We start from the raw sequence: 20,803 nt of genomic DNA, 5'->3' as shown, positions 1-20,803 counted from the left end.
CGTGAATGCAAGCGCCGCCGCGCCGCTCAGTTCGGTCGCAGCTTGTCCAGGCGGTCGGTCAGCGCCACCCAGAACGCGGCAGGCAGCTCGGCACGCAACGGCACCGCGTAATGCCAATCGTTGCCGAACGCGCGGCATTTCACCGCATCCTTCTCGGTCATCAGCACCGGCAGCTGGCTGCCGAACGACAGGTCCTGCGGCTGGTAGGCCTGGTGGTCGGCAAAGGCGTGCGGCACCACGCCGATGCCACGCGCGCGCAGCATGTCGAAGAAGCGCTGCGGATGGGCGATGCCGGCCACCGCATGAACACGCTGACCCTTGAAGTACGACAACGGGCGCGCGCGGCCACCGGCCAGCGGCTGTGCACTGTCGATGTGCAGGGCCATCGGCCACTGGCCGAAACCGCAGGCCTGTGCCGCGCTTTCCTCATCGGCCTGGCCAAGGTTGACCACGCGGAAATCGCATTCGCCGGCACGGCTAACCGGCTCGCGCAGCGGTCCGGCGGGAATCATCCGGCCGTTGCCGTAGCGCCGCTGGGCATCGACCACTTCGATCTCGATGTCGCGCGCCAGCCGGTAGTGCTGCAGGCCGTCATCGCAGACGATCACATCGCAGCCGGCCTGGACCAGTGCCCTGCCTGCGGCCACGCGGTCAGCGTCCACGCGCACCGGTACGCCGGTCTTCCAGGCGATCAGCACCGGTTCGTCACCGCCCTTGGCGGTCGGCGTGTCGGCCTGCACCCACAGCGGCTTGTCAGCGTCTTCACGGCCATAGCCACGGCTGGCGACGCCCGGCTTCCAGCCGGCCGCACGCAAGCGCTCGACCAGGGCGATGGTCAGCGGCGTCTTGCCGGTGCCGCCGGCGGTGATGTTGCCAACCACGATGACCGGCACCGGCAGCGCGTAGCGCTTGCGCCATCCACGCCGGTAGGCACGGCGGCGCAGCGCGGTGACGCCGGCATACAGCGGCGCCAGCAGGCGCATCGCCCACGGAACCGGGCTGCCGTCGTACCAGTACGGCGGGGTCTGGGTACCCTTGCCAGCCATCAGTCCTGCCTTTCGCGGAACTGCATGCTGTGCAGATGCTGGTACAGGCCACCCATGGCAAGCAGCTCCCTGTGGGTACCCCGTTCAACGATGCGGCCGTGGTCCATCACCAGCACCTGATCGGCATGCTCGATGGTCGACAGGCGGTGCGCGATGACCAGCGTGGTGCGTTCGGGCATCAGGCGCTGCAGCGCATCCTGCACCAGTCGCTCGGATTCGTTGTCCAGCGCGGCAGTGGCTTCGTCGAGGATCAGGATCGGGGCGTCACGCAGGATCGCGCGGGCGATCGCCAGTCGCTGGCGCTGGCCACCGGACAGCAGCGCGCCGTTCTCGCCGACAGGGGTCTGCAGCTGCTGCGGCATGCGCGCGATGAACTCCCACGCATTGGCTGCTTCGGCCGCCGCACGGATCTGCTCCTCGCTCGCTTCCATGCCATAGGCGATGTTGGCCGCGATGGTGTCATCGAACAGCATGACCTTCTGTCCGACCATCGCCACCTGCCGACGCAGGTCGGCCAACGGATAGTCATCCAGCGCGACGCCATCGAGGGTGATCACACCACCGCTGGGCTCGTAGAAGCGCGGCACCAGCCGGATCAGGCTGGTCTTGCCACTGCCGGAACGACCCACGATGGCGGTGACCGTGCCGGGCTTGGCAACGAAACTGATGTCGTCCAGGGCAATGCCGCTGTCCTCGCGGTAGCGCAGCATGACGTGGTCGAAGGCCAGTTCGCCGCGTACGCGCTGCACGTTGTTGCGGCCCTCGTCACGCTCGACCTGCATGTCGAGGATGCCGAACAGGCGTTCGGCGGCGGACACACCGCGGGAGATCGAGGACTGCACGCTGGTCAGGCGGCGCAGCGACGGGATGATCGCTGTCATGGAGATCATCAGGCCCATGAACTGGCCGGCATTGAGGCGGCCTGCCAGTGCTTCACGGGTCGATACCCAGACGATCACCGCCAGCGCCAGCGCGGCCAGGAACTGGACCACGCTGGATGCACCGGCACGGGTGATTTCCACCTTCATGTTCAGCGCCAGCATGCGGTTGGCCAGGCGCGAATAGCGCGACATTTCGTGTTGCTGGGTGCCGTGCACCTTCACTTCCTGCTGGGCCGCCAGCGACTGTTCGGCGGTCTGCGCCATCGTGCCCATGCCGTCCTGGATGCCGCGGCTGATACGGCGGTAGCGCTTGCCAACATAGGACACGATCACGCCGATCATCGGCACCACCACCAGCATCGCCACGGTCACCTTGACACTCATCTGCAGCATCACCGCCAGCATGGCGATGATGGTCAGGGTGTCGGCAACCACGGTCTTGAGCGCATCGGCACTGGCCTGGGTGACCTGCTCGGTATCGAAGTTGAGGCGGCTGACCATCACCGGCGTCGATTCGGTATCAAAATGCGAGGACGGCAGGTGCAGGTACTTGGCCAGCACCTGCTCACGCAGGTCGCGCACCACGCTGCGGCCGGTCTTGGCCAGCGCGTAGTCGCTCACCCAGGTGGCAGCGCTGCGCATCAGGAACAGGCCGAGGATGGTCAGCGGCAGGATCACCGCCATTTTCGGTTCGGGATTAACGAAGCCACGGTTGACGAGCGGCTCCATCAGCTTGGTGAAGTGGTAGCCGGCCACCGACTCCACCGCCATGGCGATGACGGCGGCGACCATCATGCCCCAGTAGGCACGGGTGTATCCCAGCAGACGTTTGTAGATCGGCCACACCGGCGCGTGTTTGGAACTCATGGACGCACCTCGGGTGCTGTTGCAATGGCAATACGGCGGAAGCCGAGCTGACCCAGCGCGTCCTGCGCGGTCACCACGGCCTGGTAGGGAGTGCGTGCGTCTGCACGCAGCAGCACGATCTGCTCGCGATCGCTGCCGGCCACGGCGGCGATGGTCTGCTTGACCGACTCCACGTCGCTGCGCAGCACTTCCTGGTCGTTGATGAAGTAACGGCCTTCGGCGTTGATCAGCACGCTGAGCGAGCGCGGCGGCTCGTTGGTCTGCTGCTGGCTGGCGGTCGGCAACTGCACCTGCAGCGTCGAACGCGCGTCGAAGGTGGTGGTGACCACGAAGAAGATGATCAGCACCAGGATGACGTCGATCAGCGGCACCAGGTCGATATGCGGCTCATCCTGGGATCGGTCGTTGCCGATACGCATCGATCAGGCCTTCGCCGTGGCGGCGCCGGACTGGCGCGCGGCCGGGGCCGGGTTCATCACCCCGGGGCGGCCGTCGAGCGTATCCAGCAGGGCGCTGGCTTCCTGCTCCATCTCCACCACGTAGCCGTGGATGCGGCCCTTGAAGTAGCGATGGAACATCAGCGCCGGAATCGCCACGATCATGCCGGTGGCGGTGCACACCAGCGCCTTGCCGATGCCGCCGGCCAGCTGGTTCACGTCGCCCACGCCGTGGTCGAGGATGCCCAGGAACATCTGGATCATGCCGATCACCGTGCCGAGCAGGCCCAGCAGCGGGCCGGCCGAGGCAATGGTGCCCAGTGCGTTCAGGAATCGCTCCATGCGGTGCACCAGGTGGCGGCCGGTGTCTTCGATGCGCTCGCGGATCTGGTCGCGCGGGCGGTTGCGGGCTTCCAGTGCGGCAGCCAGCAGCGCGCCCAGCGGCGAGTTCGCCCGCAGGGTCTGCAGGTGGGCCGGGTCGAGCTTGCCGCGGGCGGCCCAGTTGCGCACTTCCTTGCCGAGGCCGGGCGGCAGCACTTCAGTCCGCCGAAGGGACCAGAAACGCTCCAGGATGATCGCCAAAGCCAGTACGCCCAGCAGCAGCAGCGGCACCATCGGCCAGCCACCGGCCTTGACCAGTTCCCACACGTTTCAACCCTCCGGCCCAACGGCCGCTTGTTCGATCGGCGATAGGATAGCAGCCGACCGCGCCCGCCCAGCGGCATCCCACCACCGGGATGCATGGATGCGCTGTTCACGCAGCTGCAGGCCTTGTGCGCCAAGCCATACGCGGATCGCCCCGGAGTCGGCCGTGGCCAGCACCTCCGCGCCTTGCGCCTGCCAGCGCTGGACCACATCCTGGCGCGGGTGGCCGAAGCGGTTCCGGTGCCCGGCCGAGACCACCGCCAACCGCGGCGCCACCGCCGCAACCCACGGCGCACTGGAGCTGCCGCCGCTGCCATGGTGCGGCACCAGTACCACGTCCGCCCTCAGCGCGTGCGGGTACGCCTGCAGCAGCGCCCCCTCGGCCGGTCGACCGATGTCACCCGGCAGCAGGACCACGCCGTGACGGCTGGCGATGCGCAGCACGCAGCTGTCCTCGTTTTCGGCTTGCCGGCTGCCCGGCGCCGGGTGCAGGACCTGGAAATCAACCCCGCCCCACTCCCAGCGCATCCCCTGCTGGCAGGGCGTGGCGCCGCCGATGGTGCTGCCCGGTGGCGCCAGCAGCTGCAGCCCGGGCAACTGCCGTCGCAGGCTGGGCAGGCTGCCGGTGTGATCCAGGTGGTCATGGCTGAGCATCACCTGCCGGGGCGGCCCCTGGCCGAGCGCGCGCAGGGCCGGGACCAGGATGCGTTCGTTGCCCTCGCCGCCAGTCGGCGGCCCCACGTCGTACCAGAGCGCGTGCCGCGCCGTGCGCACCAGCACCGCCGTGCCCTGGCCGACATCGTGCACCAGCAGCTCCAGCTCCCCCGCGGCCGGTGCATGCCGGGCCGGCCACAGCAGCGGCAGGCACAGCAGCAGGCCCGCCAGGCCACCGCCGGCGCCGCGCGGCAGCAGCCACCAGAACACGCCCAGCAAGGCCACGGGTAGCGCCCAGCGCGGCGCCTCGGCCAGCCACCACATCGCCTGCGGATGCAGCGCCAACGGCTGCAGGGCCCCCCAGCTGAGCTCGAACAGCCAGGCCGCGGCACGCCAGGCCCAACGCCCCGCGCCGTCATGCAGCACGTGCAGGCCGGTACCGAGCAGCGACAGCGGAACAACCAGCATTGTCCACCACGGGATGATCGGCAGGTTGACCAGCGGCCCCAGCCGCGCGGTCCCGCCGAACAAGGCGATGCACAGCGGCAGCAGCCCAAGGCTGGCAACACCCTGCGCGGCAAGGAACCCGCGCAGCCCGCCACCGATTCCCTCCGGCCCCGTCCTCGGCAGGCACCAGAGCAGCCACAGCACGCCACCGAAGCTCAGCCAGAATCCAGCCGAGAGCACCGACAGCGGCGCAGGCAACAGCATCACCATCGCGGCCAACGCCAGCCCCTGCCCTGCGCCCACCGGGCGACGCCCGGCCCTGGCCAGTGCGACCAGCCCGATCATCAGCGCCGCGCGCACCGTCGGCAGCGCACCACCCGCCGCCACGGCATAGGTGGCTGCGGCCAGCGCCGCTCCCCATGCGGCGGCCTGCGGCCGTGGCCAGTACCGTCCCAGCAGCGGGCACAGCCACCACCACAAGCGGCACAGCAGTACACCGAAGCCAGCCACCACGCCCACGTGGAAACCGGAGATGGCGACCAGATGGGTCAGGCCCAGCGCGCGCAGGTGTTCCCAGTCGGCATCGGACAGGCCGCGGGTATCGCCCAGTGCCAGCGCCTGCACGAACCGCGCGGCAGGATGTGCCACCTGCATGGCGATCGCCTCACTGCTGCGTTCCCGCCAGGCCTGCAGGCCCTGCGCCGGCAGCCACTCCCGCGCACGGGCCGGATCACGCACCGAGGCATTACCGGAGATGCCCCGCAGCACGGCGTGGCGCTCGCCATCGAAGCCGCCGGGATTGATCCGCGAGCGTGGCGCGCGCACGCGCAACGACAACTGCCAATGCGATCCTGCGCGAACCGCATGGCGCCCGCCCTCCGCCTCGTGCGCTGGCGATCCGCGCCACGGATCGTTCCAGGTCACCTGCAGGCGCTTGCCACGCAGCGATGGCAGCGCGCCGGCATCTTCGACATGCAGCACGAAACGCGTGTAGCCGGGCCCCTGCTGGGGAAGGTCGGCAACCCGGCCCCGCACCTGCACATCCTGCGCTGGCGCGCCGGGTGGCAGCTGGCCATGCAGGACCCAGTGCCCGTGCACCGTTGCCCAGGCCAGGCCGAGCAGGGCCGCGGCCCAGGCACGGCCGCGCCAGGGCAACAGCCAGCCGCCGGCGCCGGCGATCACCATCGGCACACTCAGCCACAGCGGCAGCAACATCGGCATCTGCACGCAGGCCAGCGCCCCCAGCACCAGGCCTGCAGCGCAGCCAAAGCCAAACAGGGCCGGGGCGGATCGATCGGGAACCATTTCCCCAGCCTGCCGCTGGAGGTCGCAGGCTGCCTATCGGGCCTTTCCCCGTGCGCCTGTCAGCGCCGTACGGTACCGCGGTGGAAATTGACTCTGAAGCTGGCGCCGCCGCCAGCCGCTTCGCCAACGCTGACCGAGCCACCGTGGTGCTGCACGATTTCCTTCACCAGGTGCAGGCCCAGGCCACTGCCGCTGCCGGCTGCACGCAGGCGGTGGAAGGGCTCGAAGATCGCTTCGCGGTCGCCGACCGGAATGCCGGCGCCCTGGTCGCTGACCTCTAGCAGGCCGCGTGCATCGAGGCGCACGCAGATCGTGCCGCGCCCGCCGCCATGGACGATGGCGTTGTGCACCAGGTTGGCGATCACCCGCCCCAGCGCCAGGCTGTCGCCATGGATCCACACGGGCGACTCCGGCGCATCCACCTCGAAGCCATAACCGGCGCCGACCACCAGCGGCGCCAGATCGGCGGCCGCCTCGCGCACCAGCAACGCCAGGTCCAGCCGCTGCAGCGCGCCGACATTGCGATCGAGACGCTGCAGGTCGAGCAGGTGCTCAGCCACGTTGCCGAGGCGGGCGACGTCGGTCAGCAACTGCGATTTCAGTTCACCCTGCGGCAGCTGCGACAGGCGCGCCTGCACCACCGCGATCGGTACGCGCAGCTCATGCGCGGCATCGGCGAGGAACTTGTCGCGCGCTGCATAGCCCTGCTGCACCTTGTCGATCGCATCGTTGAACGCTTCCACCAGTGGTGCGACCTCGGTGGACACCAGCTGCGCATCCAGGCGCGCGCCCGGCTGGCCGATGTCCAGTTCCTTGGCCTGCTGCGCGGAGCGGCGCACGCCGCGCATCGCGCGATGGATCACCGTCGGCATCACCAGCAGCGTGACCACGATCAACGGCAGGAAGAACCACAGGCCGATCAGGCGCAGCACCATCAGCGCGCCATCCAGCAACCCGCCCTTTGGAGCGCCACCGACCATCACCGTGATGCGGCGCCCCTCTTCGTTGCGGATCATCACCCGCGCCACATCCAGGTACGGCGGCACCAGCGAACCAAGTTCGGTCGCGCCCAGCGTCGGCAACCGCGCCAGCAGCGGCGCGTGGATCGCCGGAATCGTGCCGCGCTCCAACCAGACACCCTTGTCGTCGACTGCCGCGAACCAGAGGTTGCCGCCTGCACTGGCATCGAGCTTTTCCCAGCGCGCCTGGTCCAGCACCAGTCGGCCACCCTCGCTGTGCACTGCCTTGGCCACTGCCTCGGCCATGAACATGTCCATGCCCCAGGTGTCCTTGTCACCCCAGGTCAGGATCAACGCGACCACCGCGAACAGCACGGTGAAGGCCTGTGCAAGGAACAGGCGCCAGGCCAGGCCCAGGGTGATGGAACGGATCGGACGTGCCATCTCAGGCCTCCGCCAGCAGGTAGCCGACACCGCGGATCACATGGATCTCCACGCCGGCCCCCGCCTGTTGCAGCGCCTTGCGCAGCTTGGAGATATGCGCGTCCAGTGCATTGGACTGGATCTCGTCATCGAAGCCGTACACTGCCGCCTCCAAGGCACTGCGGGTGACGGTGCGTCCCTGCCGCATCGCCAGCGCCTGCAGCACCAGCACCTGCCGGCGCGGCAGCGCCAGCAGCTGGCCATCGACCTGCGCCTGCAGCGATTCGAAATCGAATTCCAGCCGGCCCAGTCGCAGGCTGGGTGTCACCATCGCAGACGGCCGCCGCGACACCGCACGGATGCGCGCCATCAGCTCCTCGATCGCCACCGGCTTGACCAGATAGTCATCGGCGCCGACATCCAGGCCCTCGACCTTGTCCGACAGCGTGCCCTTGGCAGTCAGCATGATCACCGCCAGGTTCGGGCGCAGGGCCCGCGCAACGGCAACGAAGCCAGCGCCGTCGCCATCAGGCAACTGGCGGTCGAGCAGCATCAGCTGGTGCACGGGTTCGCGCAGCGCGATGGCCGCTTCGGCCAGGCAACCAACCACATCGGCGACCACGCCCTGCCGCTCCAGTCCCGATTGCAGGGCTCGGGACAGATCAGGATCGTCTTCGACCAGGAGGATGCGCATCGGGGGCTCGGCTACCGGAAACGGTGCCGATCATAGTGCCTGGCGCCCACTTTTTCCGCTTCGGCCTGGCGGATGCGCCGACGCAATGTTCTGACAATGTTGCCCCGCCATCATGCGCAGCCATCCCCCGCAAAGTCGCTGATCGATGCCGTCACTGTCCTCGACCCTGCTGCGCCCGCTGCTGTTCTCCGCTGCATTCGGCCTGCCGGTGTTCGCGCAGGCCGCCGACCGCAACCCGGGCGTGCAGGCCGGCATCAGCGCTGGCGCAACCTCGGGCGCGTATGCGCACTACGACGTCAAACCACTGGTGGTTCCGTCCATTGCCTGGCAGGGCCAGCGCTTCTTCGCCAGCCCCGGCTCGCTGGGGATGTACCTGTACAAGGGCCAGGGCCTGCGCCTTTCGACGGCGCTCACGCCCTACACGCTGCGCTTCAAGACCGATGACGTGAATGATCCGCAGCTGCGCCGCCTGCACAGCCGGCAGATGTCGGCCATGGCCGGCATCAACGGCGAATACAGCGCCGACTGGGGCATCATCGAAGCTGGGGTGATGCGTGAGATCACCGGCCACGGCGGCGGTTTCGAATCGCGCCTGCACTACAGCTATCCGATCCAGGCCGGCCGCTTCACCTGGGTCCCCAAGGTGGGCGTGGTGCGCTCCAGCGCACGCTTGCTGGATTACTACTACGGCATCAGCGATGAGGAAGCGCTGCGCTCCGGACTGGCCGCCTACCGGCCGGGCAGCACGACATCGCCAAGCCTGCAGATCGCCGTCAGCACGCCGCTGGGCACGAAGTGGCGCGCGACCGGCGTCGTCGCCAACCAGTGGTTTGGCGATGCGGTGAAGGACAGCCCGATGGCACGACGCGGCACACAGTCGTCGGCCTTCATTTCCCTGATGCGCTCGTTCTGAACGAGCACCCGCTACGGACAAGGACTCCCCATGGCCTCCGTCTCCCCCACTTCCGAAGCACACGCGATCCTGCGAGCCCCCGATCTGGACAGCGCCGAACGCGTCTACCTTGGCCTGATGCCCGACCTTGAGCACGTAAGCGCGCTTGCACGTCGCGCGCTCGGCCAGTCGCGCGTTGCCGACGCGGCCCGGGGATACGCGCTTTCGATGACCCTGGTCGGGCTGCGCCTGCAGGAACTGGAGATGGGCGAGGCCAGCGCGAAAGAGCACCGGCAGGCCACCCTGCGCAGCCTGCGCCAGGCCTTCAGCGCCTGAGCACCGGCCAGCCGCAACGCTGCCGCAGTGCCGCGCAGCCGCTCAGCGGAACGTGGTCCAGGCCAGCACAGCGGACAACAGGGCGACCCAGATCACTGCCTTGAACGTACCTTCCAGCATGTTGCCGCCGAACAGCACTTCAAAGAACGGATTGGGCCTGGAAACCGGCACATGATCGCTCATCGTTGAAAGATCCTGGGGATGGGTGGAGGGCATGCACGCAAGCCTGCGCGGGCACAACTCTAGTACATGTGCTCCGTCGGAGGATGCGCCGGGAACATCCGCTTAACAACCTGCGCGCCAGTTCGGGTATGTTCGACCCAACGCTGTGTTCAAGGATGATCGATGCTCAAGCGCGTCCTGTTCCCCGTTGTCGCCCTGCTGCTGTCCGTGCTGGTCATCGCGCTCGGATGGCAGAACCGCCAGCTGCGGCAGATCAATGAGCAGATGGCCACGCAGCTGCAGGACATGCGTCTTGCAGCACATGGCCTCGAACTGGGCAGTCGCCCGGATGCGCTGGCGCTGCGCACCACGCAGCAGACCTTCGTCGATATCGGCGGCGCGCGCGAGGTTCCGCAGATCCTCTATTTCTTCTCCACCGCATGCCGCTACTGCCTGGCCTCGGTACCGCAGCTGCAACAGATCGCCGCGGCCCGCGGCAACAGCGAACTGGTCGGTGTCGGCATGCCGCCATACGACCAGCTGGGGGACTACGCCGGCAAACATGCACTGCGCTTCCCGATCGCCATCGACAACGAAGCCGCCGCGTCCACGCGCTATCGCGCCACCGTCACGCCGATGCTGATGGTGCTGGCTGCCGATGGCCGCGTTGCCTACAAGCATGTCGGCCAGCTCGACGCCCAGGTCGTGCAGGCTGCCGTCGCCTCGCTCGCACCGAGGCCGGCGCTGCCCTGATCCCGCGTGCCGCGCATCGCGTCGCGGCCCCCTGTTACCGCATTCGCGCCACAACCGGCACTCCCGTGCCTTCGGCAACTGCAACTCCACAACGCCAACCAAGGAGATACACATGATCGGAAAGAAAGTGCTTTCGTCCGTCGCCGGTATCGTCGTTGTCGCGGCCATGGCCTTCGGCGCCAGCCAGGCCTTCGCCGTCTCGCCCAAGACCGGATATGCACCGGGCTGCGAACCACACCCGCAGTGCCCGTTCGGCAACGCGGGCAAGCACGGCCAGCTGCTGTGCTGCGATCCGTTGTAACCGGATCCGTGCATGGGGTCGGCATCGCTGACCTGCCACACCCGCCGCGGAGCTGAGCCAGCGCCGCGGCCATGACCGGGCCACCCCGCAGTGGCCCACCACGCCGGGCCGCCTTGAAGCGCGGCCCGGCACTTCCTGGCCCGGATTCATCCTTCCCGCAGCGACTTGGCGGGCGCTTTTCCGGCTTTCGTCGCATACCGGTTTCACAGCGCAGGGGGCAGTGCCACGCTGGACTCCCTTCTCCGGAGCACCGTGCCATGCCGATGCTTGCCCTGCTGCTGTTGTGCGCTGGCCTGTTCGGCCGCGATGCCGACGCCGGGGATGCCTCCCTGCGCAGCCAGATCCTGCAGGCCGACGCCGGTCAGGCAGAAACATCCTCGGTGCCGGATCGGAAAGCGGCCCCGGCCACCCTGCAGCTGTACCGGCTACGCCAGGATCGCGTATTGCGCGTGGGCAATCAGCCGCTGCAGGCCGACGCCCCGCAGCGGCAAGCCGGCTCGGCGCGCTTCGCGCAGGTCTGGGAACGCGTGGACGGCCACTGGCGGCTGCAGCGCATGATCAGCATCGACGAATGGGTTGCCCAGCGCTGACGCTCGGCACCGGCAACCGTCGTAAACGAGAAAGCCGGCCCAGGGCCGGCTTTCATCGTGATCCACCGCTGCACCGGCAATGCCGGGAGCCAGGTGGTGGGCGGTACAGGGTTCGAACCTGTGACCCCTACCATGTCAAGGTAGTGCTCTACCGCTGAGCTAACCGCCCATCTTGTTCCTGCCGCCCGAAAGCTGGCCTTGCTACGTAAAAACCCGGCGCCAGGGCCGGGCTCTTCAGTTCACGACAGCCTCCTTCCGGAGACTTCGTGGTGGGCGGTACAGGGTTCGAACCTGTGACCCCTACCATGTCAAGGTAGTGCTCTACCGCTGAGCTAACCGCCCGTTTTTGCTTCTGAACGTCCGCGATTGCGTCGGTGCAGGCCGCGTATATTACGGATGCCGGCCGTGAAGCGCAACACTTTTGTGAAGAAGATGCTGCACCGCCGCGTTCAGCCCAGACTCGCTTCCTTCAGCTGCCGGATCTGGTCACGCACCCGTGCGGCATCCTCGAATTCCAGGTCCTTGGCGTGCTGGTACATCTGCTGTTCGAGCGCCTTGAGACGCGCCGCCAGCTGGGCCGGACCGAGCGAACGGTAATCGGCTCCGTCCTCGGCAACACCCGCCCTGCCCTTGCCCTTGCCCTTCTTGGCTTCCTTCTCCGCCGCATCCGAACGCGCACCTTCGAGGACGTCGACGATCGGGCGCGCCACCGAGCGCGGCACGATGCCGTGTTCTTCGTTGTACTCGACCTGCTTGGCGCGGCGGCGGTCGGTCTCGTCGATCGCTGCCTGCATCGAGCGGGTCACCTTGTCCGCATACAGGATCGCCTTGCCGCGCACATTGCGGGCGGCGCGGCCGATGGTCTGGATCAGCGAACCGGTGGAGCGCAGGAAGCCTTCCTTGTCGGCGTCGAGGATCGCCACCAGCGACACCTCGGGCATGTCCAGGCCTTCGCGCAGCAGGTTGATGCCGACCAGCACGTCGAACTTGCCCAGGCGCAGGTCGCGGATGATCTCCACGCGCTCGACCGTATCCACGTCCGAGTGCAGGTAGCGCACGCGGATACCGTGTTCGGTGAGGTACTCGGTGAGGTTTTCAGCCATGCGCTTGGTCAGCGTGGTGACCAGCACGCGGTCGCCCGCCTTGATGCGCGCGTTGGCCTCGCTCATCAGATCGTCGACCTGGGTACCGACCGGCCGGATCTCCACCACCGGGTCGATCAGGCCGGTTGGGCGCACCACCAGTTCGGTGATCTCGTCACCGGCTTCACGCAGTTCATAGGGCCCGGGCGTGGCCGACACGTAGATGCTGCGCGGGCAGCGCTCCTCCCATTCCTCGAAGCGCAGCGGGCGGTTGTCCAGCGCCGACGGCAGGCGGAAACCGAACTCAACCAGGGTTTCCTTGCGCGAGCGGTCACCCTTGAACATGGCGCCGATCTGCGGAATGGTCACATGCGATTCGTCGATGACCAGCAGCGCGTCCGGCGGCAGGTAGTCGAACAGGGTCGGTGGCGGCTCGCCGGCGTTCTTGCCGGTCAGGTGCCGCGAGTAGTTCTCGATACCGTTGCAGAACCCGACCTCGGCCATCATCTCGATGTCGAACTGCGTGCGCTGTGCCAGGCGCTGCGCCTCCACCAGCTTGTTTTCCGCGTACAGCTGCTCAAGCCGCTCCTTCAACTCCACCTTGATCGTTTCCACCGCGGCCAGCACGCGCTCGCGGGTGGTGGCGTAGTGGGTCTTGGGGTAGACGGTGAAACGCTGCATGTTGCGCATCGTCTCACCGGTGAGCGGGTCGAACAGGGTGATCTTCTCGACCTCGCCGTCGAACAGCTCGATGCGCAGCGCTTCGCTGTCCGACTCGGCCGGGAACACGTCGATCACTTCGCCACGCACGCGGAACGTGCCGCGCTGAAGCTCGTACTCATTGCGCGTGTACTGCAGCTGGGTCAGGTGATTGATCAGGTCGCGCTGGTCGATGCGCTCGCCCTTGGACAGGATCAGGCGCAGCGACAGGTAGTCCTCCGGCGCACCCAGGCCATAGATCGCCGACACCGTGGCCACCACGATCGCATCCGGGCGCGACAGCAGGGTCTTGGTCGCGGCCAGCCGCATCTGCTCGATGTGCTCGTTGATCGAACTGTCCTTCTCGATGAAGGTGTCCGACGAAGGCACGTAGGCCTCCGGCTGGTAGTAGTCGTAGTAGCTGACGAAATACTCGACCGCGTTGTGCGGGAAGAACGCCTTGAACTCACCATACAGCTGCGCCGCCAGCGTCTTGTTCGGCGCCATGATCAGCGTCGGTTTCTGCACGTTCTGGATGACGTTGGCGATGGTGTAGGTCTTGCCCGAGCCGGTGACGCCCAGCAGGGTCTGCTTGGCGATGCCCGCCTCGAAGTTGCTGGTCAGCTTCGCGATGGCATCAGGCTGGTCGCCCGCCGGCGAATACGGCGAGACGAGTTCGAAACGGTCGCTCATGGTGTTGCCAGTTCCCGGGAAGGACAAGTATACGGGGCAAGGGGTGACGGCCGGCTGAGGGCTTTCCGGGCAGGCGGGCGCGGCAGTGCCTGATGGCGGGCGTCCCGCTGCGGCGCGAGGCTTGATGCCATGCATCGCACTCCCGCCCACTGTCGTTCAGCATCACGCGGCGTGCATCTGGTCGAGATGCTGGTGGTGATCGCCATCCTTTCCGTTCTGCTGGCCGTGGGCTGGCCGGCCCTGCGCCCGGTGCTGTTGCGGCAACGCGCTGACGCCCTGCAGCTGACCCTGCATGCCAGTCTTTCCAGCGCCAGAAGCGAGGCCCTGAAGCGCCGCGAACTGATCGGGCTGTGCGCCAGCGACGACGGTGAGCAGTGCTCCCGCGACTGGAGCGCAGGGTGGATCATCTATCGCAGCGGCAGGCACCGGGGGACACCAGCATCCGCCCAGGACATCCTGATCCACCATCAAGGCCGGACCGACATCGCCATCGTCGCCCAGGCCAGCGGTGGACGGCCGCTGCTGTTCTTCCAGCCTGACGGGCGCAGTCCCGGTGCCAATCTGACGCTGCGCATCTGCGCAGGAGACCGGCTGCATGGCAGGTTGGTCATCAACAACGGCGGCCGCATCCGCAGCGAGCGTGTCGACCGCACCCTTCCCTGCTGACGGGCCAAAACGACAAAAGCCGCGATTTCTCGCGGCTTTTGCAGTATCTGGCGCCCGAAGTTGGACTCGAACCAACGACCCCCTGATTAACAGTCAAGTGCTCTAACCGGCTGAGCTATTCGGGCAGACGACTAGTATAACCACTCTTCACGCGCGATGGTAGGGGTGATTCGCAATCATTGCGGCGGCCCGGTACAACTGCTCGGCCACCACCAGGCGCACCAGCATGTGCGGCAGCGTCAATGGTCCAATCGACCACTTTTCGTCGGCCAGCGCGGAAACTTCCGGCGAATGCCCTTCCGGGCCACCGATCAGGAAGGCAAGGTCCCTGCCCTGCCCACGCCAATGCTCCAGCCGCTGCGCCAGCTGTTCGGAACTGAGCTGGCGGCCCGGCACATCCAGCGCCACCACATAGGCATTCTTCGGCAGTGCGGCGATCACGCGCCTGCCTTCGTCTTCGGTGGCGCGGCGCGCATCGCGGCCCTTGCCGCGCAGGCCGGGCTCGATTTCCACCAGATCGAACGGCAGCCAGTGCGACAGCCGCTTCTGGTACTCGGCGAAGCCCTGCGCCACCCAGCTGGGTGCGCGTTCGCCGGTAGCAATCAGGCGGGCTTTCATCAACGGTCCTCCAAAACGTCGACGGCGCCATCGGCGCCGTCGAAGGGATGCATCAACGTGCGGCTCAGGCCACTTCGTCGTCGCTGGACGGCGGCTGGTCGCCAACGGTCCACAGGCGCTCCAGGGCATAGAACTCACGCACGCGCGGCAGCATCACATGCACGATCACGTCGCCCAGGTCGACCAGTACCCACTCGGCTTCGCGCTCGCCTTCAACACCCAGAGGCATCACGTCGAGATTCTTAGCAAAGCGCACGACTTCATCGGCGATCGACTTGACGTGGCGGGTCGAGGTGCCCGAAACGACGATCATGTAGTCGGCAACGCTGGACCGGCCGCGCACATCGATCTCGACCAGGTCCTTGGCCTTCAGGTCTTCGGTGGCTTGGCGGACGCTGGCCAGCAGTTCCGGCACGGACGGCGGCGGGCTGGGCAGATCGACCTTGATGGTCTGGGGCTGGGTCTGGTTGCTCAAAGTGGATCGACTCGATAAACGTGGGGGCGATTATACGGGCAAGCCGGGGCGGCGGCATTCACGGCGTAGGGGAGCGGTACAGGCCATGGGCGGCCACATAGTCGGCCACGGCCGGCGGCAGCAACGCCCGCCAGGGGCCGCCGGCGGCGATCTGCGCACGCACGGCACTGGCCGATTCCTCGCGCAGCGGATGATGCAGGCGCAGGATGCGCCCGGCCGGACTGGCGAACAGGGCCTGCTCGTTGTCGGCCCAGCGGCCTTCCAGGGCGCGGCCAAGTTCGCCATCCACCGAGGCCTGAAGGGGGCTGCCCGGGCGCTCGGCCACCACGAAATGGGCCAGCCCGAACAGTGCCTCCCATTCATGCCAGCGGGTCAGGCCCAGCAGGCTGTCGGCCCCGACCAGCCAGGCCAATGGCCGGCTGGGGCCCAGCTCGCCGCGCAGTTCGCGCAAGGTGTCGACGGTGTAGGACGGGCGGCCGGGAAAGCGTATGGCGCGGTCCAGTTCACGATGGTCCAGCAGCAGGCCAGGCTCATCGCCGATGGCCAGCGAGAGCATGGTGAAGCGCTGGTCAGCGGTTGCGCCCGGCACCGCGCGATGCGGCGGATCAGCCGCCGGCAGCATGCGTACAGCGACCTGCAGTTCGTCACGGGCAGCACGCGCGATGGCGAGGTGCCCGAGGTGCACCGGATCGAAGGTGCCCCCGTAATAGATCCGCAGGCTCATCACTCAGGCCCGCGCCAGCAGGCGCACGGCACGCGGTTCGGCCACGGCCACCAGCAGGCGCTCCAGCGCCAGCCAGGCATCACCGTCGGCGCGCCCCTTGGCGATGCGGTCGACCAGTCCGGCCTCGGCCACGAAACGCTCCCAGCGCTTGCCCTCGGGGTGCCGCTGCAGAGCACGCTTGTAGGGCGCCTGCCGCGATTCCCAGATGCCGCGCGATTTCATTTCGGCGGCCAGATTGCCGCCACGCGCCTGTACCCGGGCCAGGCCGGCACCAGCCAACAGCTCGCGGATCACCATTGGCATCAGTGCGGCCACCGCCTCGCCTTCGCCACGCAGGCCCGCCAGCATGCGCAGCACCGCCGGCGGCTGGCCGGAGAACGTGGCTTCCAGCAGCCGGAAAACGTCATAGCGGGCGGCGTCGGCCACCAGCGATTCCATCCGTTCCACGTCCAGCGGCTGGCCGTCGGCCAGCAACGCCAGCTTGTCGATTTCCTGCGCAGCGGCCAGCAGGTTGCCCTCGACCCGCTCGGCCAGGCGCTGCACGGCGGCCGGATCGGCACGCAGGCCCTTGCCACGCAGGCGGCGCTCGATCCAGTCCGGCAGTTCGTGCGGCTTGATCGCCCACGCCACCGACAGCACGCCGATGCGATTGACTGACTCGGCCCACTTGCCCTGGTGGGCCTTGCTCCATTCGTTGGCGGTAATCATCAGCACCACGTCCGGCGCCGGGTTGGCGCAGAACTGGCTGATCACCTCGGCCCCGTCCTTGCCCGGCTTGCCGCTGGGCAGGCGCGCCTCGACCAGGCGGCGGGCACTGAACAGGCTGGGCGCGTTGAAGCTGGCGTCGAGCTGGTTCCAGTCGAAATCACGCCCATCGGCGTCGAACACTTCCCGCTCGGCAATGCCGGCGGCGCGTGCGCGTGCACGGATGGCGTCGGCCGCCTCAAGCACGCGCAGGGTTTCCGGGCCGGCAATCAGGTAGACCGGCGCCAGCGGGGTGTCAGCGCCCTGGCTGGCCAGCTGCTCCGGACGCAGTTCCATCGTCGCGACTCAGTGCTTGGCTGCGGGAACCGGCTCGGCCGGCTCCGCCCCTTCGATCGGCTTGGCCTTCGGCGCCGTCAGGCTGCCGCCCTTCTCGATCTCGGCGCGCACCACGCTGTCGATGCGGCGGATGATCGACGCGGACATTTCCCGTCGCAGCTCATCGGCCAGGATTTCGCGTTCGGTGGTGGTACCGGTGGCGTCGGTCGGCGGCGACACGTAGTCGCGCGACAGTTCGATCACCTGCTGCGGCACCAGCTCGCTGCCATCCTCGCGACGGAAGATGAAGATCACCGCATAGCGCAGGCTGTACTCCTGCGCACGGCCCTGCGAGTCGATGGCGATCGGCAGGTCGCCCCAGCGTTCGGAGAGCACCTGGAGCTGGGTACTGGGCCCCTTGCTGTCCTCGTCGGCCAGCTTGGCTCCGGATGCCAGCAGGCTGCGATTGAGCAGCTTGACCAGTTCGCTGTAAGGCGCGGTGGAGACCACCTTCACCGGCGCCGTGTCGGTCGGCAGCATCAGCTTGTTGCGCAGATGGAAACCGCAGCCGGCAAGGCCGAGGACAAGAACGAGGGCAAGCAGGATTCGGGTCATGGAGACAGTCTGGCGGAGCCGGGCGATCACGGCAACACACAGCCTGCCCGAAGCCGCGTGAATGCAGGGCCATCAAGTGCATGGCCCCGCACCGGGAAGGTACCGGCCACCGCGTGGGTGACCGGCCCAGGATGCATCAGGCAGCGACGATGTTCACGATCTTGCCCGGCACGATGATGATCTTGCGCACGGTCAGGCCTTCCATGAACTTGGCCGCATTCGGCTCGGCCAGAGCCAGTGCTTCGACCTGCTCGCGTGCAGCATCGGCGGCCACCTCGATGGTGCCACGCAGCTTGCCGTTGACCTGCACGGCCAGGGTCAGCGCGTCGCGCACCAGCGCACCGGCGTCGGCCTGCGGGAACGGCTGGTCTTCCAGCAGCGTCTCGCCATGGCCCAGCACCTGCCACAGGGCGTGGCTGGCATGCGGGGTGATCGGGTTCAGCAGCAGTACGATGGCCTGCAGCGCTTCCTGGCGCACCGCACGGCCCTGCTCGCTGCCGTCCTCGAACTTGGCCAGCGCGTTCATCAGTTCCATCACCGCCGCGATGGCGGTATTGAAGCTGTGGCGACGGCCATAGTCGTCACCGACCTTGCCGATGGTCTCGTGGGTCTTGCGGCGCAGTGCCTTCTGGTTGGCGTCCAGCGCGGCCACGTCCAGCGCCGGGGCGGCACCGTCGGCGGCGTGCTTCTGCACCTGGGCCCACAGGCGGCGCAGGAAGCGCGCCATGCCGTCCACGCCGGCTTCGTTCCACTCCAGCGACTGTTCCGGCGGGGCGGCGAACATCGAGAACAGGCGCACGGTGTCGGCACCGTACTTGTCGACCATCGCCTGCGGGTCCACGCCGTTGTTCTTCGACTTGGACATCTTTTCAGTGCCACCGACCACCACCGGCTGGCCGTCGGCGATCAGCGTGGCGCCAGTGATGCGGCCGCGCTCGTCGCGCTGCACTTCCACATCGGCCGGATTGATCCAGTCCTTCGAGCCGTCCGGGTTCGGGCGGTAGTAGGTCTCGGCGATCACCATGCCCTGGCACAGCAGGTTGCGTGCCGGTTCGTTGCTGTCCACCATCCGCGCGTCGCGCAGCAGCTTGTGGTAGAAGCGGAAATACATCAGGTGCAGGATCGCGTGCTCGATGCCGCCGATGTACTGGTCGACCGGCAACCAGTAATTGCCGCGCTTGTCGACCGCATCACGGGCACCCGGCGAGGTGTAGCGGGCGTAGTACCAGCTCGACTCCATGAAGGTGTCGAAGGTGTCGGTCTCGCGCTCGGCCGCGCCGCCGCATTCCGGGCAGGTGGTCTTGCGCCATTCCGGATCGGTCTTGATCGGCGAACCAGTCCCCGAGAACGCCACGTCCTCCGGCAGCACCACCGGCAGCTGCTCTTCCGGCACCGGCACCGCACCGCACTTGTCGCAGTAGATCACCGGAATCGGGCAACCCCAGTAGCGCTGGCGGCTCACGCCCCAGTCGCGCAGGCGATAGTTGACGCGGCGCTGGCCCTGGGCCTTGCGCTCGAAGCGTTCGGCCAGGGCTTCGAAGGCGCCCTGGAAATCCAGCCCATCGAATTCGGCCGAGTTGACCAGTTCGAAGGCACGGTTCTTGTCGCTGTACCAGTCCTGCCAGCGGGCACCATCCCAGGTGCGCTCGTCGTCGTTGCGCGGATCCTTCAGCGCGATCACCTGCTTGATCGGCAGGCCGTACTTGTTTGCCACTTCATTGTCGCGCTGGTCGTGGCCCGGAACAGCCATCACCGCACCGGTGCCGTAGCCCATCAGCACGAAGTTGGCGACCCACACCGGCACCTTTTCGCCGGTGACCGGATGGATGGCACGCAGGCCGGTGTCCATGCCGCGCTTTTCCTGGGTTTCCAGCTCGGCCTCGGACACGCCACCCTGCTTCATTTCCGACAGCAGCGCAGCCAATTCCGGGTTGTTCTTCGCCGCATGCAGGGCCAGCGGATGTTCGGCGGCGATCGACACGAAGGTCACGCCCATCACGGTATCCGGACGGGTGGTGAACACGCGCAGCGGATCCAGCGCACTGCCGTCGACATCACGCACGTCGAACTGGATTTCCAGGCCTTCGGAGCGGCCGATCCAGTTGCGCTGCATGGTCTTGACCGAATCCGGCCAGCCGTCCAGTTCATCCAGGCCGTCCAGCAGTTCCTGGGCGTAATCGGTGATGCGCAGGAACCACTGCGGGATCTCGCGCTTCTCGACCAGCGCACCGGAACGCCAACCACGGCCATCGATGACCTGCTCGTTGGCCAGCACGGTCTGGTCGACCGGATCCCAGTTCACCACCGCATTGCGGCGGTAGGCCAGGCCCTTGCGCATCAGGCGCGTGAACATGCGCTGTTCGTGGACATAGTAGTCCGGGCGGCAGGTGGCGAATTCGCGCGACCAGTCCACCGCATAGCCCATGGCCTTGAACTGGCCACGCATGTGCTCGATGTTCTTGTAGGTCCAGGCCGCCGGTGCGGTCTTGTTCTTGATTGCCGCGTTCTCCGCAGGCAGACCGAACGCGTCCCAGCCCATCGGCTGCAGCACGTTGTGGCCGGTCATGCGCTTGTAGCGGCTGATCACGTCGCCGATGGTGTAATTGCGCACGTGGCCCATGTGCAGCGCACCGGACGGGTACGGAAGCATCGACAGGCAGTAGTACTTCGGCTTGTCCGAAGTCTCGTCGACTTCGAAGGCACGGGTGGCGTCCCAGTACTTCTGGGCGGCGGATTCAACCTGCTGCGGGTCGTAGGCGTTGGTTTCAGCGCTGGTCATGGAACACGCGGATGCGGCGGCAAAGCGGTACAGCGTACCG

21 protein-coding genes and 3 tRNA genes are annotated in these 20,803 nt (G+C 67.4%); 6 read left to right on the top strand and 18 right to left on the bottom strand.

Annotated elements, in window-relative coordinates:
- Positions 1–26: 26 nt before the first annotated feature.
- The 7 genes from lpxK to AC5P68_RS06720 are packed head-to-tail and all read right to left on the bottom strand — an operon-like array spanning position 27 to position 8,358.
- Entirely contained in the window at positions 27–1,046 is a 1,020-nt protein-coding gene (lpxK, locus tag AC5P68_RS06750; RefSeq protein WP_005412821.1) for a tetraacyldisaccharide 4'-kinase, read from the bottom strand.
- The gene (msbA, locus tag AC5P68_RS06745) at positions 1,046–2,794 is read right to left on the bottom strand and encodes a lipid A export permease/ATP-binding protein MsbA (protein ID WP_049451352.1); all 1,749 of its coding nucleotides are present in this window, start codon (positions 2,792–2,794) and stop codon (positions 1,046–1,048) included. The genes lpxK and msbA overlap by 1 nt, the downstream gene beginning before the upstream one ends.
- The gene (locus AC5P68_RS06740; RefSeq protein ID WP_049454303.1) at positions 2,791–3,213 is read right to left on the bottom strand and encodes an ExbD/TolR family protein; all 423 of its coding nucleotides are present in this window, start codon (positions 3,211–3,213) and stop codon (positions 2,791–2,793) included. The genes msbA and AC5P68_RS06740 overlap by 4 nt, the downstream gene beginning before the upstream one ends.
- Positions 3,214–3,216: 3 nt before the next feature.
- Entirely contained in the window at positions 3,217–3,879 is a 663-nt protein-coding gene (locus AC5P68_RS06735; protein ID WP_049454305.1) for a MotA/TolQ/ExbB proton channel family protein, read from the bottom strand.
- Positions 3,880–3,882: 3 nt separating this feature from the next.
- Positions 3,883–6,282 (bottom strand): DNA internalization-related competence protein ComEC/Rec2, encoded by a 2,400-nt coding sequence (locus tag AC5P68_RS06730; protein ID WP_414497674.1) that lies wholly within the window; start codon positions 6,280–6,282, stop codon positions 3,883–3,885.
- 59 nt (positions 6,283–6,341) lie between these two features.
- The gene (locus AC5P68_RS06725) at positions 6,342–7,685 is read right to left on the bottom strand and encodes a sensor histidine kinase (protein ID WP_033833868.1); all 1,344 of its coding nucleotides are present in this window, start codon (positions 7,683–7,685) and stop codon (positions 6,342–6,344) included.
- 1 nt (position 7,686) lies between these two features.
- Positions 7,687–8,358 (bottom strand): response regulator transcription factor, encoded by a 672-nt coding sequence (locus tag AC5P68_RS06720; RefSeq protein ID WP_033833867.1) that lies wholly within the window; start codon positions 8,356–8,358, stop codon positions 7,687–7,689.
- A gap of 145 nt (positions 8,359–8,503) precedes the next feature.
- On the opposite strand from AC5P68_RS06720, the gene AC5P68_RS06715 reads away from it, so the two are divergent.
- Together AC5P68_RS06715 and AC5P68_RS06710 are read left to right on the top strand one after the other, a co-directional pair.
- Positions 8,504–9,271 (top strand): MipA/OmpV family protein, encoded by a 768-nt coding sequence (locus AC5P68_RS06715; protein ID WP_033833866.1) that lies wholly within the window; start codon positions 8,504–8,506, stop codon positions 9,269–9,271.
- A gap of 30 nt (positions 9,272–9,301) precedes the next feature.
- Positions 9,302–9,586 (top strand): hypothetical protein, encoded by a 285-nt coding sequence (locus AC5P68_RS06710; protein WP_005408868.1) that lies wholly within the window; start codon positions 9,302–9,304, stop codon positions 9,584–9,586.
- A 42-nt stretch (positions 9,587–9,628) separates the two neighbouring features.
- Here the strand turns inward: AC5P68_RS06710 and AC5P68_RS06705 are convergent, their stop codons facing one another.
- Positions 9,629–9,769 carry a hypothetical protein gene (locus tag AC5P68_RS06705; protein WP_164281623.1) on the bottom strand — a complete coding sequence of 47 codons (141 nt, stop codon included), beginning with the start codon at positions 9,767–9,769 and terminating at the stop codon, positions 9,629–9,631.
- Positions 9,770–9,931: 162 nt separating this feature from the next.
- Here AC5P68_RS06705 and AC5P68_RS06700 point away from each other — a divergent pair, with 162 nt between their 5' ends.
- From AC5P68_RS06700 to AC5P68_RS06690, 3 genes are all read left to right on the top strand, one after another.
- Positions 9,932–10,501 carry a TlpA family protein disulfide reductase gene (locus tag AC5P68_RS06700; protein WP_049403689.1) on the top strand — a complete coding sequence of 190 codons (570 nt, stop codon included), beginning with the start codon at positions 9,932–9,934 and terminating at the stop codon, positions 10,499–10,501.
- Between the two features lie 112 nt (positions 10,502–10,613).
- On the top strand, positions 10,614–10,802 hold the full coding sequence (locus AC5P68_RS06695) for a hypothetical protein (protein ID WP_005408865.1): 189 nt from the start codon (positions 10,614–10,616) through the stop codon (positions 10,800–10,802).
- 257 nt (positions 10,803–11,059) lie between these two features.
- Positions 11,060–11,392, top strand: a complete 333-nt coding sequence (locus AC5P68_RS06690) for a hypothetical protein (protein WP_049403688.1) — start codon at positions 11,060–11,062, stop codon at positions 11,390–11,392.
- Between the two features lie 94 nt (positions 11,393–11,486).
- Here AC5P68_RS06690 and AC5P68_RS06685 read toward each other — a convergent pair.
- The 3 genes from AC5P68_RS06685 to uvrB all read right to left on the bottom strand — a co-directional run bounded on the left by AC5P68_RS06685 (position 11,487) and on the right by uvrB (position 13,866).
- A tRNA-Val gene (locus AC5P68_RS06685) sits at positions 11,487–11,561 on the bottom strand.
- A gap of 98 nt (positions 11,562–11,659) precedes the next feature.
- Positions 11,660–11,734, bottom strand: a tRNA-Val gene (locus AC5P68_RS06680).
- Positions 11,735–11,841: 107 nt separating this feature from the next.
- Positions 11,842–13,866 (bottom strand): excinuclease ABC subunit UvrB, encoded by a 2,025-nt coding sequence (uvrB, locus tag AC5P68_RS06675; RefSeq protein ID WP_033833863.1) that lies wholly within the window; start codon positions 13,864–13,866, stop codon positions 11,842–11,844.
- Positions 13,867–13,995: 129 nt separating this feature from the next.
- Between uvrB and AC5P68_RS06670 the strand changes: the two genes are divergently transcribed.
- Positions 13,996–14,532 (top strand): GspH/FimT family pseudopilin, encoded by a 537-nt coding sequence (locus tag AC5P68_RS06670; protein ID WP_005408862.1) that lies wholly within the window; start codon positions 13,996–13,998, stop codon positions 14,530–14,532.
- 48 nt (positions 14,533–14,580) lie between these two features.
- Here AC5P68_RS06670 and AC5P68_RS06665 read toward each other — a convergent pair.
- From AC5P68_RS06665 to leuS, 7 genes are all read right to left on the bottom strand, one after another.
- Positions 14,581–14,657: transfer RNA gene (locus tag AC5P68_RS06665), tRNA-Asn, on the bottom strand.
- Positions 14,658–14,679: 22 nt separating this feature from the next.
- Positions 14,680–15,150 (bottom strand): 23S rRNA (pseudouridine(1915)-N(3))-methyltransferase RlmH, encoded by a 471-nt coding sequence (gene rlmH / locus AC5P68_RS06660; protein ID WP_005414126.1) that lies wholly within the window; start codon positions 15,148–15,150, stop codon positions 14,680–14,682.
- A gap of 64 nt (positions 15,151–15,214) precedes the next feature.
- On the bottom strand, positions 15,215–15,625 hold the full coding sequence (gene rsfS / locus AC5P68_RS06655) for a ribosome silencing factor (RefSeq protein WP_005410536.1): 411 nt from the start codon (positions 15,623–15,625) through the stop codon (positions 15,215–15,217).
- A 58-nt stretch (positions 15,626–15,683) separates the two neighbouring features.
- Positions 15,684–16,352 carry a nicotinate-nucleotide adenylyltransferase gene (gene nadD, locus AC5P68_RS06650; protein WP_005410537.1) on the bottom strand — a complete coding sequence of 223 codons (669 nt, stop codon included), beginning with the start codon at positions 16,350–16,352 and terminating at the stop codon, positions 15,684–15,686.
- Complete coding sequence (holA, locus tag AC5P68_RS06645) at positions 16,353–17,390, bottom strand: DNA polymerase III subunit delta (protein ID WP_231522376.1); 1,038 nt, start codon at positions 17,388–17,390, stop codon at positions 16,353–16,355.
- Between the two features lie 9 nt (positions 17,391–17,399).
- On the bottom strand, positions 17,400–17,984 hold the full coding sequence (locus AC5P68_RS06640; protein WP_005410539.1) for an LPS-assembly lipoprotein LptE: 585 nt from the start codon (positions 17,982–17,984) through the stop codon (positions 17,400–17,402).
- A gap of 136 nt (positions 17,985–18,120) precedes the next feature.
- On the bottom strand, positions 18,121–20,763 hold the full coding sequence (gene leuS, locus AC5P68_RS06635) for a leucine--tRNA ligase (RefSeq protein WP_005410540.1): 2,643 nt from the start codon (positions 20,761–20,763) through the stop codon (positions 18,121–18,123).
- Positions 20,764–20,803: the final 40 nt, after the last annotated feature.

This window comes from Stenotrophomonas sp. YJH_SMC_58, assembly GCF_059369635.1.
The sequence above is the reverse complement of the archived record's forward strand: the minus strand, read 5'-3'. Positions and strand labels throughout refer to the sequence as shown.

Excerpts from the sequence above, each read along its gene's own strand:
- AC5P68_RS06700 (WP_049403689.1), top strand. The coding sequence starts at position 9,932 with ATGCTCAAGCGCGTCCTGTTCCCCGTTGTCGCCCTGCTGCTGTCCGTG.
- rlmH (WP_005414126.1), bottom strand. The coding sequence starts at position 15,150 with ATGAAAGCCCGCCTGATTGCTACCGGCGAACGCGCACCCAGCTGGGTG.
- AC5P68_RS06720 (WP_033833867.1), bottom strand. The coding sequence starts at position 8,358 with ATGCGCATCCTCCTGGTCGAAGACGATCCTGATCTGTCCCGAGCCCTG.
- AC5P68_RS06670 (WP_005408862.1), top strand. The coding sequence starts at position 13,996 with ATGCATCGCACTCCCGCCCACTGTCGTTCAGCATCACGCGGCGTGCAT.
- leuS (WP_005410540.1), bottom strand. The coding sequence starts at position 20,763 with ATGACCAGCGCTGAAACCAACGCCTACGACCCGCAGCAGGTTGAATCC.
- msbA (WP_049451352.1), bottom strand. The coding sequence starts at position 2,794 with ATGAGTTCCAAACACGCGCCGGTGTGGCCGATCTACAAACGTCTGCTG.
- uvrB (WP_033833863.1), bottom strand. The coding sequence starts at position 13,866 with ATGAGCGACCGTTTCGAACTCGTCTCGCCGTATTCGCCGGCGGGCGAC.
- AC5P68_RS06640 (WP_005410539.1), bottom strand. The coding sequence starts at position 17,984 with ATGACCCGAATCCTGCTTGCCCTCGTTCTTGTCCTCGGCCTTGCCGGC.
- holA (WP_231522376.1), bottom strand. The coding sequence starts at position 17,390 with ATGGAACTGCGTCCGGAGCAGCTGGCCAGCCAGGGCGCTGACACCCCG.
- AC5P68_RS06740 (WP_049454303.1), bottom strand. The coding sequence starts at position 3,213 with ATGCGTATCGGCAACGACCGATCCCAGGATGAGCCGCATATCGACCTG.
- AC5P68_RS06690 (WP_049403688.1), top strand. The coding sequence starts at position 11,060 with ATGCCGATGCTTGCCCTGCTGCTGTTGTGCGCTGGCCTGTTCGGCCGC.
- AC5P68_RS06715 (WP_033833866.1), top strand. The coding sequence starts at position 8,504 with ATGCCGTCACTGTCCTCGACCCTGCTGCGCCCGCTGCTGTTCTCCGCT.
- AC5P68_RS06710 (WP_005408868.1), top strand. The coding sequence starts at position 9,302 with ATGGCCTCCGTCTCCCCCACTTCCGAAGCACACGCGATCCTGCGAGCC.
- AC5P68_RS06695 (WP_005408865.1), top strand. The coding sequence starts at position 10,614 with ATGATCGGAAAGAAAGTGCTTTCGTCCGTCGCCGGTATCGTCGTTGTC.
- lpxK (WP_005412821.1), bottom strand. The coding sequence starts at position 1,046 with ATGGCTGGCAAGGGTACCCAGACCCCGCCGTACTGGTACGACGGCAGC.
- AC5P68_RS06725 (WP_033833868.1), bottom strand. The coding sequence starts at position 7,685 with ATGGCACGTCCGATCCGTTCCATCACCCTGGGCCTGGCCTGGCGCCTG.
- AC5P68_RS06730 (WP_414497674.1), bottom strand. The coding sequence starts at position 6,282 with ATGGTTCCCGATCGATCCGCCCCGGCCCTGTTTGGCTTTGGCTGCGCT.
- AC5P68_RS06705 (WP_164281623.1), bottom strand. The coding sequence starts at position 9,769 with ATGAGCGATCATGTGCCGGTTTCCAGGCCCAATCCGTTCTTTGAAGTG.